Annotated in this window: 19 protein-coding genes; 14 read left to right on the forward strand and 5 right to left on the reverse strand. The window is 68.0% G+C overall.

The annotated features are described in order from the left end of the window. Window position 1: 1 nt before the first annotated feature. The gene (locus AC1DES_RS03745) at window positions 2-1,216 is read right to left on the reverse strand and encodes an acyl-CoA dehydrogenase family protein (RefSeq protein ID WP_476894333.1); all 1,215 of its coding nucleotides are present in this window, start codon (window positions 1,214-1,216) and stop codon (window positions 2-4) included. Further along, window positions 1,213-2,046, reverse strand: coding sequence for an SDR family NAD(P)-dependent oxidoreductase (locus tag AC1DES_RS03750; RefSeq protein ID WP_476894334.1), 834 nt, complete (start codon window positions 2,044-2,046; stop codon window positions 1,213-1,215). Before AC1DES_RS03750 ends, AC1DES_RS03745 begins: the two co-directional genes overlap by 4 nt. Before the next feature lie 198 nt (window positions 2,047-2,244). Here AC1DES_RS03750 and AC1DES_RS03755 point away from each other — a divergent pair, with 198 nt between their 5' ends. The 5 genes from AC1DES_RS03755 (at window position 2,245) to AC1DES_RS03775 (ending at window position 9,423) form a co-directional block, all read left to right on the forward strand. Then, window positions 2,245-3,474, forward strand: a complete 1,230-nt coding sequence (locus AC1DES_RS03755; RefSeq protein WP_476894335.1) for a glycoside hydrolase family 76 protein — start codon at window positions 2,245-2,247, stop codon at window positions 3,472-3,474. 164 nt (window positions 3,475-3,638) lie between these two features. Beyond that, window positions 3,639-4,685, forward strand: a complete 1,047-nt coding sequence (locus AC1DES_RS03760) for an iron ABC transporter substrate-binding protein (protein WP_476894336.1) — start codon at window positions 3,639-3,641, stop codon at window positions 4,683-4,685. Between the two features lie 5 nt (window positions 4,686-4,690). After that, complete coding sequence (locus tag AC1DES_RS03765) at window positions 4,691-6,283, forward strand: ABC transporter permease (RefSeq protein ID WP_476894337.1); 1,593 nt, start codon at window positions 4,691-4,693, stop codon at window positions 6,281-6,283. 50 nt (window positions 6,284-6,333) lie between these two features. Next, complete coding sequence (locus AC1DES_RS03770) at window positions 6,334-7,470, forward strand: ABC transporter ATP-binding protein (RefSeq protein ID WP_476894501.1); 1,137 nt, start codon at window positions 6,334-6,336, stop codon at window positions 7,468-7,470. 84 nt (window positions 7,471-7,554) lie between these two features. After that, entirely contained in the window at window positions 7,555-9,423 is a 1,869-nt protein-coding gene (locus AC1DES_RS03775) for a glycogen debranching N-terminal domain-containing protein (protein WP_476894338.1), read from the forward strand. Here the strand turns inward: AC1DES_RS03775 and AC1DES_RS03780 are convergent. Both AC1DES_RS03780 and AC1DES_RS03785 read right to left on the reverse strand, forming a co-directional pair. Next, window positions 9,376-10,170: a phosphatase PAP2 family protein gene (locus AC1DES_RS03780; RefSeq protein WP_476894339.1), complete on the reverse strand. Its 795-nt coding sequence runs from the start codon at window positions 10,168-10,170 to the stop codon at window positions 9,376-9,378. The genes AC1DES_RS03775 and AC1DES_RS03780 overlap by 48 nt on opposite strands. A 66-nt stretch (window positions 10,171-10,236) precedes the next feature. Further along, entirely contained in the window at window positions 10,237-10,833 is a 597-nt protein-coding gene (locus tag AC1DES_RS03785) for a YdeI/OmpD-associated family protein (RefSeq protein WP_476894340.1), read from the reverse strand. Between the two features lie 89 nt (window positions 10,834-10,922). Here AC1DES_RS03785 and AC1DES_RS03790 point away from each other — a divergent pair, with 89 nt between their 5' ends. The 8 genes from AC1DES_RS03790 (at window position 10,923) to AC1DES_RS03825 (ending at window position 18,636) form a co-directional block, all read left to right on the forward strand. Beyond that, entirely contained in the window at window positions 10,923-11,681 is a 759-nt protein-coding gene (locus AC1DES_RS03790; RefSeq protein ID WP_476894341.1) for a VOC family protein, read from the forward strand. A 42-nt stretch (window positions 11,682-11,723) separates the two neighbouring features. After that, window positions 11,724-12,263, forward strand: coding sequence for an NUDIX hydrolase family protein (locus AC1DES_RS03795; protein WP_224048472.1), 540 nt, complete (start codon window positions 11,724-11,726; stop codon window positions 12,261-12,263). Window positions 12,264-12,383: 120 nt separating this feature from the next. Continuing rightward, a complete protein-coding gene (locus AC1DES_RS03800) occupies window positions 12,384-13,418 on the forward strand; it encodes a DUF6707 family protein (protein WP_476894342.1) in 1,035 nt (344 codons plus the stop codon). Between the two features lie 152 nt (window positions 13,419-13,570). Beyond that, window positions 13,571-14,296, forward strand: coding sequence for an SRPBCC family protein (locus AC1DES_RS03805; protein WP_476894343.1), 726 nt, complete (start codon window positions 13,571-13,573; stop codon window positions 14,294-14,296). A 33-nt stretch (window positions 14,297-14,329) separates the two neighbouring features. Continuing rightward, complete coding sequence (gene tgt / locus AC1DES_RS03810) at window positions 14,330-15,628, forward strand: tRNA guanosine(34) transglycosylase Tgt (protein ID WP_476894344.1); 1,299 nt, start codon at window positions 14,330-14,332, stop codon at window positions 15,626-15,628. A gap of 391 nt (window positions 15,629-16,019) precedes the next feature. Further along, window positions 16,020-16,961, forward strand: coding sequence for a type IV toxin-antitoxin system AbiEi family antitoxin domain-containing protein (locus AC1DES_RS03815; protein WP_476894345.1), 942 nt, complete (start codon window positions 16,020-16,022; stop codon window positions 16,959-16,961). Window positions 16,962-17,062: 101 nt separating this feature from the next. Next, complete coding sequence (locus AC1DES_RS03820) at window positions 17,063-17,854, forward strand: ABC transporter ATP-binding protein (RefSeq protein WP_476894346.1); 792 nt, start codon at window positions 17,063-17,065, stop codon at window positions 17,852-17,854. Then, the gene (locus AC1DES_RS03825; protein ID WP_476894347.1) at window positions 17,854-18,636 is read left to right on the forward strand and encodes an ABC transporter permease; all 783 of its coding nucleotides are present in this window, start codon (window positions 17,854-17,856) and stop codon (window positions 18,634-18,636) included. Before AC1DES_RS03820 ends, AC1DES_RS03825 begins: the two co-directional genes overlap by 1 nt. A gap of 148 nt (window positions 18,637-18,784) precedes the next feature. Here AC1DES_RS03825 and AC1DES_RS03830 read toward each other — a convergent pair whose 3' ends face one another. After that, window positions 18,785-20,167 (reverse strand): MFS transporter, encoded by a 1,383-nt coding sequence (locus AC1DES_RS03830; protein WP_476894348.1) that lies wholly within the window; start codon window positions 20,165-20,167, stop codon window positions 18,785-18,787. 155 nt (window positions 20,168-20,322) lie between these two features. Between AC1DES_RS03830 and AC1DES_RS03835 the strand changes: the two genes are divergently transcribed. Further along, window positions 20,323-21,207, forward strand: a complete 885-nt coding sequence (locus AC1DES_RS03835; protein ID WP_476894349.1) for a hydroxymethylpyrimidine/phosphomethylpyrimidine kinase — start codon at window positions 20,323-20,325, stop codon at window positions 21,205-21,207. The last annotated feature ends 8 nt before the right edge of the window (window positions 21,208-21,215 follow it).

Raw genomic sequence — 21,215 nt, forward strand, 5'->3', positions numbered from 1 at the left:
TCTAGACGATCGCGGACACCCCGGTCACGGCCCGGCCCACGATCAGGGTGTTGATCTCGTACGAGCCCTCGTAGGTGTAGATCGCCTCGGCATCAGCGAAGATCTTGGCCATCCGGTAGTCGGTGACGATCCCGTTGCCGCCCAGCAGGGACCGTCCCATCGCCACGGTTTCCCGCATCCTGGCGCTGACGTAGGACTTCGCGAGTGCCACCTGGGCCATGTCGGCGGCGCCCTTGTCCTGCAACTGCGCAATCCGGACCATCATCCCCATGCTCGCCACGGCGTTGCCGAGCATCGTCACCAGCTGCTGCTGCACCAGCTGGAACTTCGCCAGCGGCCGGCCGAACTGGCGGCGTTCGACGGCGTACTGCCGGGCGACGTCGAACGCCGCCAGCTGCTGCCCGACGCCCTGCCAGGCAACCATGATCCGCGAGCCGCGCAGGAGTTCGTTGGTGTCCTCGAAGCTGTTGATGCCGGCGAAGCGGTCCGCCTCGGCCACCCGGACATCCGAAAACACGATGTCCGCGTTCTGCACCGTGCGCAGGGCGATTTTGTTCTCGATCCTGCTGCGGCTGACTCCAGGCAACGTGGCATCGACGATGAAGCCGCGGATGCCACCGTCGGCCTCGTCCCGGGCCCATACGAGCATGTAGTCGCAGAAAGTCCCGTTGCCGATCCAGCGCTTGGCGCCGTTGAGCACCCAGCAGTCACCGCCGCCGTCGGCTCCCCCGGGGATGCGCCGGGCCCGGGTCTCCATGCCGCCGGCGACGTCGGAGCCGTGCTCCGGCTCGGTGAGCGCGAACGCGCCGGTGGTCCGGAGGTTCGCGGCGTCGGCGAGCAGCCTGGCCTTCTGGTCCTCGGAGCCGAAGCCGTACAGCGACTCCACGAAGAGGTCGTGATGGACCAGGAAGAACGTCGCTATGGAGGTGTCCACCCGGGTCATCTCCGCGATCACCAGCCCGGCGAACAGGTTGCTGTAGCCGCGCTGGGCGGGGGCGCTGAGCTCCAGCGCCGCCAGCTTGGGCAGGATATCCGCGGGAAACTCTGCCTCGTTCCACCAGTCGGCGGCGAAGGGGGCGACCTCGCGGGCCAGGAACTCCCGGAGTTCGTTCAGCTTCTCCTGCTCAGTTGCGCTGAGCAGGGATTCGAAGTCGAAGAAGTCAGCCGTGGGGAGTCCCGCCGTGGAGGCTGCGGACGGGGCGGCCGGAGCGGTCACTTGGGTCCCATCCGGATGGCGCCGTCGAGGCGGATGGTCTCGCCGTTGAGCATGGCGTTGTCCACGATGTGCGCGGCCAGGTTCGCGTACTCGGCCGGGCGGCCCAGCCGGGAAGGGTGCGGGACCTGGTGGCCGAGGGAATCCTGGGCCTCCTGCGGCAGGCCTGCCATCATGGGGGTCTCGAAGATGCCCGGCGCGATCGTGACGACGCGGATCAGCGAGCGCGCGAGTTCCCGGGCAATCGGCAGCGTCATTGCCGCCACGGCGCCCTTGGAGGCGGCATAGGCGGGCTGTCCGATCTGGCCGTCGAACGCGGCGACCGAGGCAGTGTTGATGATGACGCCCCGTTCCGGACCCCCCAGCTCCGTGACGGCGGGCTCGGTGGCCGCCATCGCGGCGGCGGCCAGGCGGATCACATTGAAGGTACCCACAAGGTTGATCTGGATGACGCGGTTGAAGTTCTCCAGCGGGAGCACGCCGTCGCGGCCCAGGACCTTGCCGGGGGTGCCGATTCCGGCGCAGTTCACCACAATCCGCAGCGGGCCCGCAGCGGCGGCGGCGTCGACGGCGGCCTGTACCTGCTCTTCGCTGGTGACATCTGCGGCGACGAAGACGGCCCTGTTGGCAGGCCCTGCGGACGTGCCCGCATCCGGGGCCTCCGCGCCCACCGCGCTCCGGGCGTTCAGTTCGGCGGCGAAGGCGTCCCCGGCCGAGCCGGGCAGGTCCACCAGCACAACGGACGCGCCGGCGTCGAACAGGCGCCGGGCTGTCGCGGCCCCCAGTCCTGAGGCCCCGCCCGTAATCAGCGCAACAGTACCTTTGATGTCCATGCATCCTCCTTGATGTGGAACCCGATTCCGGCCGTGAAGTGCCGCCGCGGACTGCGCTGCAGCCGCCGGCCTCCAAGGAACGTTAGTTAGTGAATGTTAACTGGAATGCGCACATTCCGCACCTTCGCCCCGGCGGTCCCGGCACCAAGGACGGCGACGATGCCGGATCTTCAGCGCCGCCGCAACTAGGCTGGGGCCATGACCCCCGCAGAACCCCCTGCCAGCCCCAACTGGTTGTTCCGCGCCGACGAGGCGGCCCGGTCAGTGACGAGGCTGTTCGGTCAGCGGCTCTTCTTCCTGCCGGAGACCCACATCGCCGCCACCGTGCGGCCCTCCAGCGGGCTGAAGAACCTGGGCCGGCCCTGGCATTACTGGTGGCAGGCACACTATCTGGACTGCCTCGTCGATGCCGCCCACCGGGAACAGGGCAGCGGGTTCCGTCCTAAGGCAAGGTTCGACGGCGAGAACCGGCCCAGCGCCGGAAGGCTCGCCTCCCGGCTGCTCACGGGCATCCGGCTGCGGAACTTCTTCACCGTGGTCAACAACTACTACGACGACATGGCCTGGCTGGCCCTTTCCGTCCTGCGGCTGAAGCAGCTTGCCGAAGATGCCGGCAAGCCGGGCGGCCCACGCAACGCCAGGGTTCTGCAGCGCCTCACACTGCAGTTCGAATCCGCCGCCACGGACGATCTGGGCGGCGGGATCTTCTGGAGCAAGAAGCGGGACTTCAAGAACACCCCCGCCACGGCGCCTGTGGCCCTCTTCTGCGCCCGGTCCGGGCGGAGGGACCGGGCGCAGGCCCTGCTGGACTGGCTCGACGCGCGGCTCTACGACCCGGAACAAGGCATGTACCAGGACGGGCTCCGGATCACCGGCACCGGCGACACGGTCCTGGAAGGCGCCATCTACACCTACAACCAGGGCCCCGTCCTCGGTGCCCTCCTGGAGCTTGGCGGCGATGCCAACCTGGCGCGGGCGTCGGACCTCGTGGCCTCCGTGGCCCGGAGCCTCACGCTGCCGGCCCCGCTGACGGGACGCGGTGCCACGGTGCTGTGCTGCGAAGGAACCGGCGACGGCGGCCTGTTCACCGGGATCCTGGTCCGCTACCTGGCGCTGGCCGCCGCCGACGAACGGCTCCCTGCCGCGACCCGCGCCACCGCAGCCATGCTGGTGTACGACACCGCCGAAGCCTTCTGGGAAGGACGCCGCATCGTTTCCGCCCAGGAACCCCTGGCGCGCAGGGGCGGCCGGCTGGTCTTCTCCAGCCACCCCGACGTGCCGGCGCGCCGCAGGTACCCAGCGGGCGCCGCCGTCGAACTTTCCACCCAGCTCCAGGCCTGGATGGCACTGGAGGCAGCCGCTGCAATCGGGAGGAGACCCGAACATCTTGCGCCGCGATCCGCCCCAGAGGGGCCCATCGGGAATTAAGTCACGCAATAGTTGCGTAATTCCTGTGATCCTTGTCACTTAACAGGCATCCGGGTTGGTTGCTTAGGTTTGGCTAACCTACAGTTTTTGTTAGTGAGCATGCCCTAACTTCCCCGCTCACGGGGGTTAGGGCTACTAACCGTTTCCTGGCAGAAAGTAGCCCCATGAAGATCCGCACCAACGCGCTGGCGGGCATAGCCCTTGCCGCCGCCGCAGCCCTCGGCCTCTCCGCCTGTGGCTCCGGGGCCTCCCCCTCCGGCAGCAGCGCGGACGGCAAAGTGTCCGGCGAAATCACGGTCTACAACGCCCAGCATGAGGCCCTGACCAAGGAATGGGTGGACGCGTTCACGGCGGAAACCGGCGTCAAGGTCACCCTCCGCCAAGGTGACGACACTGAAATGTCCAACCAGATCGTCCAGGAAGGCCAGGCCTCCCCGGCCGATGTCTTCCTCACCGAGAACTCCCCCGCCATGGCCCAGGTCGAAACCGCCGGCCTGTTCACCGACGTCGACAAGGCCACCGTCGACCAGGTGCCCGCCCAGTTCCGCCCCTCCACCAACAAGTGGACCGGCATCGCGGCGCGCTCCACAGTCCTGGTCTATGACAAGACCAAACTGAGTGAGGACAAGCTGCCCACGTCCATGCTGGACCTGGCCAAACCCGAGTGGAAGGGCAAATGGGCGGCGTCGCCGTCCGGCGCCGACTTCCAGGCGGTCGTTTCCGCCCTGCTGGAACTCAAGGGCGAAGCCGCCACGAAGGACTGGCTCAAGGGCATGAAGGAGAACTACAAGTCCTACAAGGGCAACAGCACGGCCATGAAGGCTGTCAACGCCGGTGAGGTCGACGCCGCCCTGATCTACCACTACTACTACTACGGCGACATGGCCAAGACCGGCGAGAACTCGAAGAACGTCACGCCCTACTACTTCAAGAACCAGGATCCGGGCGCGTTCCTTTCGATCTCCGGCGGCGGCGTGCTGAAGTCCTCCAAGAACACGGCGGCAGCCCAGGCGTTCCTGAAGTTCATCACCGGCAAGAAGGGCCAGGAAGTGCTCCAGAAGGGCACCTCCTTCGAGTACGCCATTGCCTCCGACGTCGCGTCCAATGACAAGCTCGTGCCGATCAAGGACCTGCAGGCACCCACCGTGGATCCGGCCAAGCTCAACTCCGCCAAGGTCACCGAGCTGATGACCCAGGCGGGACTGCTGTAACCGAGGTGACAAACAAGCTGGCGGTTCCCGGCAAAGCCGGGGACACGACGACGGCGGGCCGGGGCACGCGCCCCCGCCCGCCTTTCGGCGTTTCTGTTGTGGCGATCGTGGCGGTGCTGATCGCCGTGTTCTCGCTGATTCCCCTGGGCTACGTCATCGTCATGACGGCGTCCACCGGCTGGGAGACCGCCGTCGGCCTGATCTTCCGGGCACGGGTGGGCGAACTCCTGCTGAACACGGTCCTGCTGACGGTGGTGACGGTGCCGCTGTGCCTGGTTCTCGGCGTGGGCGGCGCCTGGCTGGTGGAACGCACGCACTTGAGGGGCCGCAAATGGTGGGCCGTGCTCCTGGCCGCGCCGCTGGCCATCCCCGCCTTCGTCAACAGCTATGCCTGGGTTTCTGCCGTTCCCGCCCTCGGCGGCCTGTGGTCCGGGGTCCTCATCGCCACACTGTCGTATTTCCCGCTCGTGTACATCCCCGCCGCCGCGACGCTCAGCCGCCTTGACCCGGCGATCGAACAGTCCGCGGCCTCCCTGGGCCTCGGCGCGTGGCGCGCTTTCTTCCGCGTGGTGTTGCCCCAGCTCCGCGTCGCCATGACCGGCGGCGCCCTTCTGGTCTCCCTGCACCTGCTGGCCGAATACGGGGCCTTCGCCATGATCCGGTTCGACACCTTCACCACCGCGATCATGGTGCAGTACCAGTCCACCTTCAACGGCACCGCCGGTAACATGCTCGCCAGCGTGCTGGTCTTCCTGTGCCTCATCCTGCTGCTCGTCGAAGTCCGCAGCCGTGGCAGCGCCCGGTACGCCAGGGTCGGCTCCGGCGCCCAGGCCCGCGCCCTGCGCCTGCCCCTGCGCGGCTACCAGCTCCCCGCCCAGCTCTCCCTGCTCGCCCTCACCGGGCTGGCCTTCGGCCTTCCGCTGACGTTCGTCCTGCGCTGGATTGTCGCCGGCGGCCCGGGGATCTGGGCAGCGGATGAGTTTCTGCCGGCGCTGCTTCAGACACTCGCGTACGGCGTGGCCGCCGCCGTGGCAACGACCGCCGTCGCGTTCCCCATGGCCTATCTGGCCGTGCGGCATCCCAGCTGGTTCAGCAAGTCGCTGGAACTGTCGAACTACGTCACCAGCTCCATGCCCGGGATCGTGGTGGGGCTGGCGTTCGTGACGGTAAGCATCCGGATGGTCCCCAGCCTCTACCAGACGGCCGGGCTGCTGATCGCCGCCTACGTGCTGCTCTTCCTGCCGCGGGCGCTGGTCAATATCCGTTCCGGCCTGTCCCAGGCGCCCAGGGAACTCGACGAGGCGGCCCAGGCGCTGGGCAAGCCTCCGCTGTTGTCATTCCTCCTCGTGACGCTGCGCCTCACCGCCCCCGCCGCCGCGGGCGGGGCCGCGCTGGTGTTCCTCGGAATCGTCAATGAACTCACGGCCACGTTGCTGCTCTCCCCCAACGGCACGCGGACGCTCGCCACGGAGTTCTGGAGCAAGAGCAGCGAAATCGACTATGCCGGCGCGGCCCCCTACGCGCTGCTGATGATCGTGATCTCGGCACCCATGACCTATCTCCTCTTCCAGCAGTCCAAGAAAGTAGCCGGACAGTGACCGAGCGTTCCGTTTCGCACAACTCCTCCGCACGGCTCCCGGAACCCCGGATCGCGGCATCCGTGGCCCCCAGCACCAACAGCCACCTGGAGGTCGATGCGGTCACCAAGAACTTCGGCCCCCAGTCCGTGCTCAAAGGCGTGAACCTCTCCGTGGCCAAAGGCGGAACGACAGCGATTGTCGGCCCGTCAGGCTCTGGAAAGACCACTCTCCTGCGGCTGATCGCGGGCTTTGAGCACCCCGACACCGGCACCATCTCCCTCAACGGCAACAAGGTGGCGGGCGACGGCGTCTGGGTCCCGGCGCACCGGCGCCACGTCGGTTACGTGGCACAGGACGGCGCCCTGTTCCCGCACCTGACAGTCGGGCAGAACATCTCCTTCGGCCTCGACGCAGACAAACTCCCCGGCGGACGGCGCGGCGTCAAAGCGCGGGTCGGCGAGCTGCTGGACATGGTCTCGCTGGACGCGGCCATGGCGAAGCGCAGGCCCCACCAGCTTTCCGGCGGCCAGCAGCAGCGCGTCGCCCTGGCCCGCGCGCTTGCCCGGGAGCCGGAGCTCATGCTCCTGGATGAGCCGTTCTCCGCCCTCGACGCCGGCCTCCGGGTGGCCACACGCCGCGCCGTGGGCAAAGTCCTGCATGACGCCGGCGTGACCACGATCCTGGTGACGCACGATCAAGCTGAGGCCTTGTCCTTTGCGGACCAGGTTGCGGTGATGCGCGGCGGGAAGCTGGCGCAGATCGGCAACCCGTTCGTCGTCTATACCCGGCCGGCGGACCGGGCCACCGCGGAATTCCTGGGCGACGCCGTCATCCTTGATGCCTGGATGGAGGGCTCACTGGCCACGTGCTCGTTGGGCGGCATCCCCGTGCGCCGTCCGCCGGCCCAGGGACGGGTCCAGCTGATGCTGCGTCCCGAGCAGATCCGCATCGCCGAGGACGGACCCATCCGCGGCGTGGTGGTGGACACCGACTACTTCGGACCCGAGACCACCGTCCGGCTCAAGCTCGCCGTCCCGCCGCTCCTCGCAGCCGGGGCCGTCGCCGATCACCGCTACCCCGGCGGCGGCGAAATCATCACCATCCGGCACTGGAACGCCTCGATCGCGCGCCCGGGAACCGAGCTGTCCCTGCGCGTCGTCGGCGAGGGCGTTGCGTTCCCGATGGAGGACACCGCGGCCGAATAGGCGCCCTGCCGGCCGCTGCCTCCGGCTCGCCGAACCCGGCGCGGAGCATTGAGCGCGCCCCGCGCCCGGCATAGTGTGGAGCGCATGACTGTTCAGCCAGGGCTTCACCGCCAGCATTGCTCCATTGCCGCCCCTACACAGCTGTGGCTGGACCCTGACGGGCGCCTGGCGGGCGGCGCGGCCGGCGACGGCGGGTTCACCGGGCTGCTCCATGGCGATACCCGGATGCTGTGCCGGGCCCTTGTCCGGGTCAACGGCTTCGAGCCCGAACCAGCCACTGTCGAGGCCGAACCCGGCGGTGTGCTGCGCGTGAGGGGACTCGTCCGCGGCATCCCGGGGCCCACGGAGGATCCCGCCGTCGAGCTCCTCCAGGTCTGGACGGTCACACCGGGAGTGGTCAGGCACTCGCTGCACCTGAGCACCTCGCTTGAGGCCCTCGATGTGGAGATCGAAATCGAGCTGGCCGCGGATTTCACGGACATGGCCGCCATCCGGCTCAGCCGCTTCCGGGATCCCGTCGAGCCGCTGTCGGCGGACGATTCGGCCCTGCGCTGGCGCGACGGCGGCAGGAGCCTCACGGTGGCGGCCGCAGGCAACGTAACACCCGGAGAACGGCTCATCTGGCGCGGGACGGCCGGGCGCGGACGCCCGTTCGAGGCGGAATGGCAGGCCGTGCTGGCCGATGCCGACGATGCCGTGGTGGCCGCCCGCCCGCTGGCCTCACGCCGCCCCCGGACCAGCCCGTCCGGGACTTTGGGACTGCTCCTGGACAATTCGCTCGATGAAGTGGCGGGGCTGCGCCTGGCCACCCGCCAACTTCCGGATGCGCCGTTCCTTGCCGCCGGGGCACCCTGGTACTTCACGTTGTTCGGACGGGATTCCCTGTGGGCGGCGCGGTTGCTGTTGCCGCTGGACACCGGGCTGGCCGAGGGCACGCTCCGTGCCCTCGCCGCTTACCAGGGCACCAAGACCGACCCCGCGGCCGCAGAAGAGCCCGGAAAGATCCTCCACGAGCTCCGGTCCAAGGAGCTGGTACTCGAGAGCCAGGGCCTGCGCCTGCCTCCGGTGTACTTCGGCGCCGTGGATTCCACCCCGCTGTGGCTTTGCCTGCTCGGCGAGCTCTGGCGTGCCGGCCGGGACGACGACGCCGTCCGGGCCCTGCTCCCGAACGCGGGGCGGGCAGCGGAGTGGATGCTCTCTGCGGGCGGCGACGGCGGGTTCCTGAGCTACAGGGATGCCACCGGCCACGGCCTGAGCAATCAGGGCTGGAAGGACTCCCGGGACGCCATGCAGTTCCGCGACGGCCGGCAGGCAGAGGGCCCGATCGCCCTGTCCGAGGTGCAGGCCTACGCCTACCAGTCCGCGCTGCAGACGGCGGAGCTCTTCGATGCCTACGGCGAACCCGGCGGCCAGGCGCTGCGGGACTTCGCCGGGGCCCTGCAGCAGAAATTCCGCGAGCACTTCTGGGTGGAGGACGACGGCGGGCCCTTCCCCGCCATGGCCCTCGACGGGCACGGCGTCCCCTTGGACATCCCGGGCTCCAACATGGGACACCTGCTGGGCACTGGCATCCTGGACGGGGCCGAAGCCCGGCTGGTCGCAGACCGGCTGCTCAGCCCGGAGCTTTTTTCCGGCTATGGCGTGCACACCATCTCCCGGCGTGCCGCGGGCTTCTGGCCTTTCAGTTACCATTGCGGCTCCGTCTGGAGCCACGACAGCGCCATTGCGGTCCGCGGGCTCCTGGTCGAAGGCTTCATGCCGGAGGCACGGACCCTTGCCGACGGCCTGCTCGCGGCTGCGGCTTCGTTCGGGCACCGGCTGCCGGAGGTGTTTGCCGGAGTCCGGTCTGAGGAGTCCGGCGCAGCGGTCCCGTATCCGGCGTCGTGCCACCCGCAGGCGTGGTCCTCAGCGTCCGCCGTGGTTCTCGCCCAGGCGATGGGTGTCGGGTTCTGAGGAGCCGGGTGCTGCGGAGCCGGGTGCTGGGGGTTGGGGAACCGGAGTGACCCGGGTGTTCCTGGCCGTGCGCAGGCCGTCAGCAAGGATGACGATTCCCGTGACGGCGACCGCCAGGCCCATTGAGGCGAGCACGTCCGTCAGCCAGTGATAGCCCAGGTATAGCCGGCTGAGGGCCACCGCGGCGGTTCCGAGGCCTGCCGCCGCGAAGGCGGCCACCGCCGTCGTCCGCTTCACCCGGCCTGCCACCAGCAGATAGACAAGGACGGACAGGAAGACGCCGGCACCGAAGGTATGGCCGGAGGGAAATGACAAGGCGTCGTCCGGGCCGAGCATGAAATCACTTGCCGAGGGCCTGGCGCGAACCACTTGGTGTTTGATCACCGTGGACACCGCAGAGGTTGCCGCCATGGCGCCGATCAGGAGGGCCGGCCGCCAGACTTCCCGCTTCCACACGGCCCACACGAGGGCCAGCGCGACCCCGATCACGGTCATCCACAGCGGGGACGTCACCGTGGTCACGGCGGTGAGCAGTGCGGTGGCCAGCGGGTTCCGCGACGCGACGAGACCGTCATGAACGGGGGCGTCCAGCGCAGCCAGGCCGCTGTTGGACTGGACCGCGGCCAGGACGACCCAGAAGACCGCATCCCCGGCCACCAGCAAGCCTGCGGCGCCGAAGAAGATGGCGCGCTGGGAGCGCAGCGGCGGAAGGGAAGAGGTGCGCGGCTGGCGCTGGACAGAGAGCATCGATCAAGTCTGCCATCCGTATCTGCAGGTACCCAAGACAACGGCTGGGAACTCGCTGGGGGCCCGCTAGGGGCCGGGTCTCTTGGCCTGCGGATACGGGGTCTCGTGGCGGGCCAGCATCTCCACGAACCCGGCGATCTTCCTCTCCCGGGTCGCGGCCTGCTTGACCGCGTTGGTGCGGTAGATCAGGGCGTACCGGTTGACGGATGTCAGGATCTCGAACATCGCCTGCGCGCGGGGAACGGCGGCGATCGCGGCGGCGAGATCCTCCGGCACCTCCGCCTCGGCCGCGCCGGAATAGGCAGCCTCCCACCGGCCGTCCGCCTTGGCGCGTTCGACGGCGGCACGCCCGGCTGCGGCCATCTTCCCGGCTGCTTCGAGGCGCTGGATGTGGCCCACGTTGCGGGCCGACCACGGGCTTCTGGGTCCGCGGCGGGTCATCCGCTGGCAATAGCTTTCCTCGTCGCGTCGCCTGAGCTGGCCATCAACCCAACCGAAGCACAGCGCCTCGTCGAGGGCGGCGTCGTAGTCCAGTTCCGTGACCGAACCGCCCTTTTTGTGCAGAACCAGCCACACGCCGGGGCTCTGCGCGTGGTGCGCCTGAAGCCACGCGCGCCAGTCGGCGGCGTCCTTCACCAGCAGTTCTTCAAGTTCAATGGCCATTGCGTATCTTCTCCCGGGCAGAGCGCACGCGGCGCCTAGGTGGCACGATATCCCTGAGAGCAGGAACCCGTCCACACCGAGGAGAAACCATGCTGCGCGTCCGCCCGATTCACTTCACCTCCCGCCTGGACGAGTGGGAGCGGCTCCTCACCGACCTCGGCATGGTCAAGACCGTTGATGAGCCCACCTGGCGGGAGTTCGACGCCGGCTCCGGCCGGCTCGCGCTCCACCGCGTGGAGGACGGCTCCGCCGAGGACGGCACCACCTCACTCGGCGTCGAAGTCGGCGACCTGGCGGAGTTCGCCCGGCGGACCAACGAGGCTGCGTCCGACGGCGGCACGTCGGCGGAGGTCATCGAGGCTGACCACGGCTCATCCTGCCGCGTCACTGCCCGGGACGGCTTCAGCTTCCTGGCCGACCCGGCAACGCGCGCGGCCGATGGCAGCTGGGGCGGCTCGGCGGAGGCAGACCCCGGACTGGCCGTCGTCGGCGTCTGGTTTGCCGAGGATGCCGCGGCGGCGGCACAGACCCTGCGCAGCATCGGTGCGCTGCCGCGCCCGGTTCCGGGCAGCGGCGGCGCCGACAGCAGCGAGGCGGAGGCGTTCACGACGAAAAACGGCGGCGTCCTGATGGTCGGCGCCGGGCCCGGGTCCGGGCGTGCAGGACTGGGATTCGAATACGGCGGCGACCTTGACGCCCTGCGTGAACGCCTTGGCGAGGCAGGGTACGACGTGGCCGTCATCGAGGAATCCGCGGTCCCCACACTCCATGTGGGCAGCCCGGATGCTGAAGGCCACGCCGCCCACCCACACGCCATCTGGATTTCCGCGGCGCCCTCTGCCGAGTGAGTGCGGCGAGCCGGACACGCGGGGATGGGGTAGAACTTAACCATGAACGTTCGCACCCCTGACCCGAATCCCGGCTGGCTCTCCGACGACGATTTGTTTGAGGCGCGCGGCCGGCTGCCGATGGTCTACGTCGAAGCCGTTCCCGTCCGGCTGGACCCCCTGGGGTTCGTGAACGAAGTCGGCACCCTCCTGCAGGCCGACGAAGACGGCACCATGGTCCGTTCCCTGGTCTCCGGCCGGGTGCTCTACCGCGAGACAATCCGCGCAGCACTGCTCCGCCACATGGAGAAGGACCTTGGCCCGCTGGCCTTCCCGCAGCTGCCCATCAGCCCCGTGCCGTTCACCGTGGCCGAATACTTTCCGTCCCCGTCCCACACGGGCTTCACCGACGACCGGCAGCACGCCGTGGCACTGGCCTACATCATCCCGGTCACGGGCGAATGCACCCCGAGGCAGGACGCCCTCGAACTGACCTGGATGACACCGCAGGAAGTCATGAGCTCGGACGTGCAGCTCGAATTCAGCGGCGGCCGCGGCGCCCTCATCCGGCAGGCGCTGGCCTTCGCCGGCGTCGGCAACTAAGCCCTGCGGGCGGTCCCGGAGCCACGCCCGGGACGCTCGAGGGGTCCCCTGCGTCCCCGACTTCACGCATCCGCCTTTGTAGACTAGTGGGCGGACCGCAAGAGAATTTAAGGACTCCCGATGACCCACCTGCCAGCCTCCCGGAACTACAGCGAACAGCAGGCTGGATCTCTGCAGAGCGGCGACCACCTGCTCCTGCCCGACGGGAACCGATCGGCCGAGATCCAGCGGGTGGATGTCGAATCCGACGATTTCGGCTCGCCCGCCATGGTTCTGGCCACCCTCACCGGCGGCGGCGTGCTGCGGATCGCTGCCGGCTCCACGGTCCTGACCACGGGCGCCGAATCCGCCCCGGAGACCACGGAAATCGCGGCCGCCGCTGATACCGCCCCGGCCGACTCCGAGGACGCAGGCTCCCCGGTGGCTGCCGGCCGGCTCCCGGCGGAGGAAGGGACTGAGGGCAGCGAGACAGCCGCGCCCGCCGTCGTCGTGCCGCCCTTGCCGGCCGCACCGCCTGCCGTCAGCGGGCCCAGCGAGGAGGACCTGGCGCTGATCCCCTCACTTGAAGGCACCCCGGAGTCCGTGGTGGAAGCCGTGGCGGAGGCGCACCCGGGCGCCGCAGGCGTCCTGTTGGTCAGCGAGCGGCTGGCGAAGGGCATCAACACCAAGTCCGGCAGCTGCCTGAAGGACCTCAGCGACCTCGCCCACGAGCTGTTCATCATGCTCAAGGACGCCGAGAACGCCCTCGCCGTCGCCGACCTGCTCAACGTCCTCCCCTTCGACGGCAACCCGGGCCGCTGGGCGTCGGTGGAGGCGTCCCTGGCCCTGTCCAGCTTCATCTGCCGCCAGCTTGGCCAGGAGGAACGCGCTGCAGTCTACGAGAAGTTCCTCCGCACCCCGGACGCCATGGAAGCGGATCCGTTCAAGGCCCGGATCAACGCCAAGGTCCGGCAGCGCTCGCTCAACGAACCGAACCTGTACGACAAGGAAATCTTCCGCTCGATCGATAACTCCAATCCGGACGCGGAACGCGAATGGCGGCGGCTCCGGCTTGAGGCCCTGCTGTTCCTGCGCGCCCACGGCGGCTCGGAAACCATCGGCGCGGTTGAGCTCGAACGCAGGATCGCCAACGAACTCGAATCCGTCCGCTCCTGACCCGCACAGGGACGCCGCGGCTGGGGCGGGCGCCGCGGCGCCCGGCGGGGGCGCCGGCTGGGGACGCCGGCTGGGGGCGCGCCCAGGCCCGGCGGAGAACTGGAAGCTGCTTGGCCCTACCCGCCCGTGGCAGGGCGTTGTAGATTCAGCCCATGACGAACAATCTGAGCGTTGTGATCAACTCCGACGCGCAGCAAGTTTGGACCATGCTGCGCGAGCCGTCCAAGGTGGCACAGTGGCACGGCTGGGAAGCCGATGACCAGGCCGCCGAAATCAACGAAATCTACTTCAGTCCCAAGGTGGTCGAAGGCGCGGACCACACCTCCCTCGTGGTCGACGGCGGAGATATCTTCACCCTGAGGCCGGTCCCCGCCGGCACGGAAGTCAGCGTCACCCGGGCCGCGGTGGACCACAATTCCGAGTGGGCCGCGTGGGACGAGGACATCACGCAGGGCTGGCTGACCTTCCTGCAGCAGCTGCGCTTCGTCCTCGAGCGCCACCCGCACGGGAAGCGGAGGACGTTCTTCTTCTCCGTTCCCGGGAGCGGCGGGTCGGCGATCGAAGGATTGGGGCTCAGCGATGTCCCGAAGCCCGGCGAACCCTACTCCCTCACCCTGGCCACCGGCGAGGAAGTTGCCGGCAAGGTGTGGTTCCGCAGCAACCACCAGGTGGGGCTCACGGTCCACCACTACGCCGAACACGGGGAGGGCCTGGTGATCGTGGCGGACCAGCCCGCCATCCCTGTTATCCGGCCCGACGGCGGCTCCCTCGTGATCGTCTCGACCTACGATCTCGGGGCGCATCAGTTGGAGTCGGTCCGCAACTACTGGGACAAATGGCGGGCTGAGAACTACCCCACATCCGAACCCCTGCACTAAAGGTTGACGGCTGTTAGCTGGCACACTTGAACGGTGCCAGCCAATCCTGTCTCCGGTCCTTTGCCCGCCGCGCCCGCCCGGCAATCCGAGTTTTCCTTCCGCGTGGGCAAACGCCTGAGCGAGGCGTGCCCGCCGTCGGCCGGGCAGGTGGCGGAGAACGGCGGGGAGTTCCTGGGCCGGACCGGGACGATCGCCACCCCGCACGGCGAGATCCAGACGCCCGCGTTCATCGCCGTCGGCACGAAGGCCACGGTCAAGTCGGTGTTGCCGGAATCCATCGCCGAACTGGGCGCGCAGGCCGTGCTGGCCAATGCCTACCACCTGTATCTGCAGCCGGGTGCGGACATCCTGGACGAGGCGGGCGGGCTGGGCGCCTTCATGAACTGGCCCGGGCCCACCTTCACGGATTCCGGCGGGTTCCAGGTGATGAGCCTGGGCTCGGGGTTCAAGAAGGTCATCGACATGAAGTCGGTGGACCATTCCGGCCCGGACGACGCCGTCGCCCCCGGCAAGGAACGCCTGGCCCACGTGGACGAGGACGGCGTGTGGTTCAAGAGCCACCTGAACGGCGACCGGCACCGCTTCAGCCCCGAGATCTCCATGAATGTCCAGCACCGGATCGGCGCGGACATCATGTTCGCCTTCGACGAGCTCACCACGCTGCAGAACTCGCGCGGCTACCAGGAGGAATCCCTGGAACGGACCCGGCGCTGGGCCGAGCGCTGCATCGCCGAGCACTTCCGGCTGACCGCCGAGCGTGCGGGCAAGCCGTACCAGGCCTTGTTCGGGGTGATCCAGGGTGCCCAGTACGAGGACCTGCGGCGCAAGGCCTGCCGCGACCTCGGCGCCATGAACTTTGACGGCTTCGGCATCGGCGGTGCGCTCGAGAAGGAGAACCTCGGCACGATCGTGCGCTGGTGCAACGAGGAGCTGCCGGAGAACAAGCCGCGGCACCTCCTCGGCATCTCCGAGCCGGACGACATCTTTACCGCTATCGAGAACGGGGCGGACACCTTCGACTGCGTGTCCCCCACCCGGGTTGCCCGCAACTCGGCCTTCTACACGCCCACGGGCCGGTACAACCTCTCCGGCGCCAAGTACAAGCGGGACTTCGGCCCGCTCCAGGAAGGCTGCGACTGCTACGCGTGCCTGAACTACTCCCGGGCCTACATCCACCACCTGTTCAAGGCCAAGGAGATGGTCTCGGCCACGCTGATCTCAATCCACAACGAGCGCTTCGTGGTGAAAATGGTCGACGACGCGCGCCTGGCCATCGAGGCCGGCGACTTCTTCGAGTTCAAGGCCGAGACCCTGGGGAAGTACTACTCCTAGAGCCGCCCGCGGCCCGGCCGCCGTCCCGCAGCCCTCCCCGGCGTCGAAATCGCCGGAACGCTGCCGGATCGCCGGTTGGTTCCGGCGATCTCGAAGCTTTCCGGCGATCTCACGGTTCTCCCCGGGGCGCTGATCGAGCCGGCCCTCGTCGGCCGCAGCACCTCCGGCGTTCCGGCTGACAGGCTGCTCCGGTCGCCGCAGACGCGGCTATGCTCCCGCCCGCTGTCGAAATCGCCGGAAAGGCCCGAAATCGCCGGAAGTTCCCGGCGACCCCGCCACGATCCAGCGATCTCGTGCGGCACCACCTCCGGCTGCGTCGGGCGACCTGGCCTTTTCCACATAGCGACGCCGGCGCCTTCCGCGCGCCCCCGCGGCACCTGAAGCTGGTGGCATGGCGCAGAACAGATTGCTGGAGTTGCCGCCGACGGGCAACCTCTGGCGCACCGAACAACTACTTGATCTCGGCTACGGCTCGCGGGCCGTCCGCTCATTCCTGGATGCCGGCGACCTCGTCCGGCTCCGGCACGGTTGCTACATCCGTGCCAGCCTCTGGAACGCCCAGTCCCCGGCCGTCCGGAGCAGGCAGCTCATCTTCGCGCACGCCCACGGAACGCGTACGACGTCGACAGGCGGCTTCCTCTACAGCCACACGTCCGCGGCGCGCCTCCGCCGCCTCTATCTGTGGGACGTGGATGACGCCATCCATGTCCTCCAGAAGGTGCGGCCGTCGAACGAGCGCCACGGCAGGGACGTCCGCTGCCACACCCGTCCGTTCGCCGAACACGACGTCACCCTAGTGAACGGCCTGCGGACAACTTCCCTGGAGCGGACGACCGCCGACTGCGCCATGATGCTGCGCTACCGGCAGGCATTGATCCTCACGGACAATGCGCTCCGCCTCGGTGCGGCCCCAGCCGCCCTGCAAGCCATGGCTGATGCCCTGGATGGCCGCCGCGGGATCCGGACGTTCCGCCGCGTCCTCGCCACAGCCGATCCACGCTCCGAATCTCCCGGCGAGACCTTGGCCCGCGAGCTGATTCTGCGGTTTCGGATCAAGCTTCCTGAGCCGCAGTTGGAAGTGTCAAGCCGCGCCGGGCGCCACCGGCTGGATTTTGCGTGGAAGGAGGAGAAAGTCGCCCTCGAGTTCGACGGCAAGACCAAATACTTCGACTACAGGCCCACAGCCGAGGTGATCTTCGAGGAACGGCGCCGGGAGAAGGCCTTGATGGAGGAGGGCTGGCGCTTCGTCCGCGTTGAGTGGCAGCACCTGTTCCGTGAGCAGGAGTTCAAGAACCGACTGCTTCGAGCCCTGGCCGACCGAACAGGGCCCTGACTCTGTGAAGGGCGCCCCTACCCGTCCCGTCCCCGGGGAGGCAGCACTGACCCTGTGAAGGCTCCGGGTCTGGTGGCAGGATGGGGCCATGGAGGAGACCTTTGCCTGAGACCGCGGTTTCCACGCGCGGACTCGTCAAGCGCTACCGCGATGTCGCCGCCGTCGACTCGCTCGACCTCGACGTCCGCCGAGGCGAAATTTACGGGTTCCTCGGCAGGAACGGCGCGGGTAAAACAACCACGATCCGCATGCTGCTCGGCCTGATCCGTCCGAGCAGCGGCGAAATTAACGTACTCGGCCGGCGGATCCGGCCCGGGGAGACGAGCATCTTCTCGAAGATCGGCTTCGTGGTCGAGACCGCGACCGCCTACCCCAACCTCACCGTGCGCGAGAACCTCGACATTCAGCGGCGTCTTACCGGCTCGCCGCCGCGATCGGTCGCCTACTCGATCGGGTTGCTGCGCCTCGATGCGTACGCAGACCGGCGCGCCGGGCAGCTCTCACTTGGCAACAAGCAGCGCCTCGCACTCGCCCGCGCGCTGTTGCACTCCCCCGAACTGCTGGTGCTCGATGAGCCCGCCAACGGCCTCGACCCGGCCGGGATCGTCGAGATCCGCGAGCTGCTCCGCTCGCTCACCGACGAGCGCGGCGTCACCGTCTTCATGTCGAGTCACATCCTCGCCGAGATCGCGCACCTGGCCGACCGTATCGGCATAGTCCACGACGGCCGCCTCATCGAGGAATCGTCGCGCGAAGAACTCGCCGCGAAGGCGCGCGCCTTCGCGGCTGACGCCTATACCCCGGAAGATCGCGAGCAGTCGCTGCTCACCCTGGATCTGGAGCGCTATTTCCTCGCGCGCACCGGCGATGGTCCGAAGAGTGGCGATGCCTGATGTTCGGTCAGGTTCTCGCCACCGAGTTCATGAAGCTCCACCGTGCCAAGGCGCCGTGGGCCACCCTGGCGGTGCTCGCAATGATGCCGCCTGGTATCGCCCTGTTCATGTGGATCGTGCGAGAACCGGGTCGGGCGGCGCAGCTAGGGCTCCTGGGCACCAAAGCGAGCCTCGCAGGACTCGAAGCGACGTGGCCCGCGTACTTCTACATGCTCACGTTGATCGTTGGCATCGGCGGGATGCTGCTGCTGGCATTCATCGTCGCCTACCTGTTTGGCCGGGAGTACCGTGATGCCACTGCCAAGAACATGCTCGCGCTGCCCGTGGCCCGTCACTGGTTCGCCGCGGCCAAGCTGGCGGTCGCGGCGGTGTGGTGGATGGCGCTCGTCGTCATAGTGCTCGTCGAGGCGCTGGCGATCGGACTGGCGATGGAGCTGCCGCAGTTCTCTGCGGGCCTGGCCGCGACCGGAATCACGAACGTGCTACTCGCAGCGACGATTTCGTTCCTGCTCGCGCCGCTGATCGCCTGGATCGCCGTGTGGGGCCGCGGCGAAGTGGCCCCCATCGCCTTCTCGCTCGTGATGCTGGCCCTGGGAAACCTGTTCGGCAAGACCGGCTGGGCGGAGTGGTTCCCCTACTCGATCGTCCCGCTATTGATCGGCATGGTGGCCGACCCGGTCGACATGCTCCCGGCAGGCAGCTACGTGGTGCTCGCGGGAATGTTCGTAGCGGGCACCGCCGCGACGATCCTGCAACTGCGGTTTGCTGACAACGCCCAGTAGGCTCCGGGGCCGGGCCGTCGTCGACACGGCACCGAGCTGTGAAATCGCCGCAAAGCTGCGGGGTCGCCGTTACCGAACGGCGACCCCGCAGCTTTCCGGCGACTTGGGTGCGGAACCGTCGAAACGGCGGCGGGGGCTCCCAGGAACCCTAACGGCGCGAGGCGTCGATGAGATCCTCGTCCTTGTCAGTAACGGGCGTCCAAGCATGGCCCTGCTCGTGGTCCAGGTGCGTGGATTTCTTGTTCTTCAGCGCGAAGATGTACACCAGCAGCGAAAGCGCGATCGCCACGGTCACGTAGGTGAAGAAGAGGTCTTCCCGGCCGACGGTCTGGAACGCGGCGCCGATCAGCGGAACCGTGCCGCCGAAGAGCGAGTTGCCGATCGCGTAGCCGAGTCCGACGCCGAGGGCACGGATCGACGCCGGGAAGAGCTCAGCCTTCACCAGCGCATTGATTGAGGTGTAGCCGCCGACAATCACGAGACCGCCCATCATCAGCAGGAAGGCCGTGAACGGATCTTTGGTCCCGGCCAGGGTGGATAGCAGCGGCCAGGTGAACAGGACGCCGGTGATGCCGAACCACAGCAGCAGCGGCTTGCGGCCGATCTTGTCCGAGATGATGCCGTAGACCGGCTGCAGCAGCATGAAGATGAACAACGCCCAGAAGTTAATCACCGACGTGTCCGTCTTGGCGATCCCGGACGTATCGTTCATGAACTTCAGGATGAAGTTGGTGTACGTGTAGAAGGCAACGGTTCCGCCGAGAGTGACGCCGATGCAGACCAGCAGCGGCTTCCAGTGCCTGGTGAACAGCAGTTTCATCGAGCCGGGGCGCGCTTCGCCGGCCGCCGCGGGAGCCTTGGCGGCCTCGACCTGCTCGTCCGACAACGTCTCTTCCATGGAACGCCGCAGCCACAGGACCACCAGCGCGGCCACACCGCCGATCGCGAACGGGATGCGCCAGCCCCACGTCCCCAGGTCAGCCTTGGGCATGGCGTTCTGCAGGACCACGAGAACCAGCAAGGCCAGCATCTGGCCACCGATCAGGGTGACGTACTGGAAGCTGGAGAAGAATCCGCGGCGCTTGGTGGTCGCCGCCTCCGACATGTACGTGGCGCTGGTGCCGTACTCGCCGCCCACGGAGAAGCCCTGCAGCACACGGATCAGGACCAGCAGGATCATGGCCCAGAGGCCGATCACGTCCTGGGTCGGCAGGATCGCGATCGCGAAGGAGCCCACCGACATCATCGTCACGCTCAGGGTCAGCGCGGCCTTGCGGCCCTTCCGGTCGGCATAGCGGCCGAAGTACCAGGCCCCGATCGGGCGCATCAGGAACGACGTCGAGAAGACAGCCATGGCTTCAAGGCCTGCCTGGAGCTCGTCCTTGGAGTTGAAGAAGTGCGACTGGAAATACGCTGCGAAGACCGTGTAGACGTAGAGGTCGTACCACTCCACGAGGTTGCCGGCGGAGCCTTTAAGGATGTTGCCGACGGCTCTTCTGGTCTGTGCCGATTCGGACAGTTGGGTGCTCATCAATGAACCTTCCTCGATTCGGCGCCGCCAGTAAGCAACACCGTCGGCCACCTTAGTCCGCGTGATGCGGAACACGCGGGTTTTGTTCATACTGTTCATGGAATGCCCGTCCATGAGCCCAATGCGTTGGTTTGGCGGGATGGCAGGATGGGTCTATGACTTCCACTTCCTTTGATTCCGCTGCCCTGGCTGCTTCCGATACCGCCTCGGACGACGGTTCCTCCCCCGCCGTCGTCCTGACCATCGCAGGCTCTGAAGCCACCGGCGGCGCCGGGGCACAGGCCGACCTCAAGACGTTCCAGGAACTCGGCGTCTTCGGCATCGCGAACCTGACCTGCATCGTTTCCTTCGATCCGAAGGACAACTGGAACCACCGCTTCGTCCCCATGGACCAGCAGGTCATCGCGGACCAGTTGGAGTCGACGACGGCGGCCTACGGTGCCGCGTCCGGGGCTCCGTCCGTGCTGGACACCGTGAAGATCGGCATGCTGGGCAGCCCCGCGACGATTGCGACCGTGGCCGCGGCACTGGCGGACGGGCAGTTCGCCAACGTTGTGCTGGATCCGGTGCTGATCTGCAAGGGCCAGGAGCCGGGGCATGCGCTGGATACCGACCAGGCGCTCAAAGCCCAGATCCTGCCGCTGGCCACCTTCGTGACGCCGAACCACTTCGAGGCCGAGTCGCTCTCCGGTCTGGAAATCACCGACGTCGAGTCCCTCAAGGCCGCGGCCGTGCGCATCCACGAGCTCAGCGGGGCCGCGGTGCTCGCCAAGGGCGGCGTCCGCGTGGCCGGGCCCGACGCCGTCGACGTCTACTTTGACGGCACGACGCTGGAAGTCCTTTCCGCCCCGAAGGTCGGCGAAGTGGCAGTCTCCGGCGCCGGCTGCTCGCTGGCCGCGGCCGTGACGGCCGAGCTGGCCAAGGGCGCGACGCCGCTGGAGGCCGCCCGCACGGCGAAGGCCTTTGTCACCGCGGGGATCCGGAACCGCGTGGCTTCGGGCGCACCGTTCGACGCCCTTTGGCAGGGCGGCCCGCGCTAGCCCCGGCC

The organism is Arthrobacter sp. 05T442 (genome assembly GCF_056395945.1).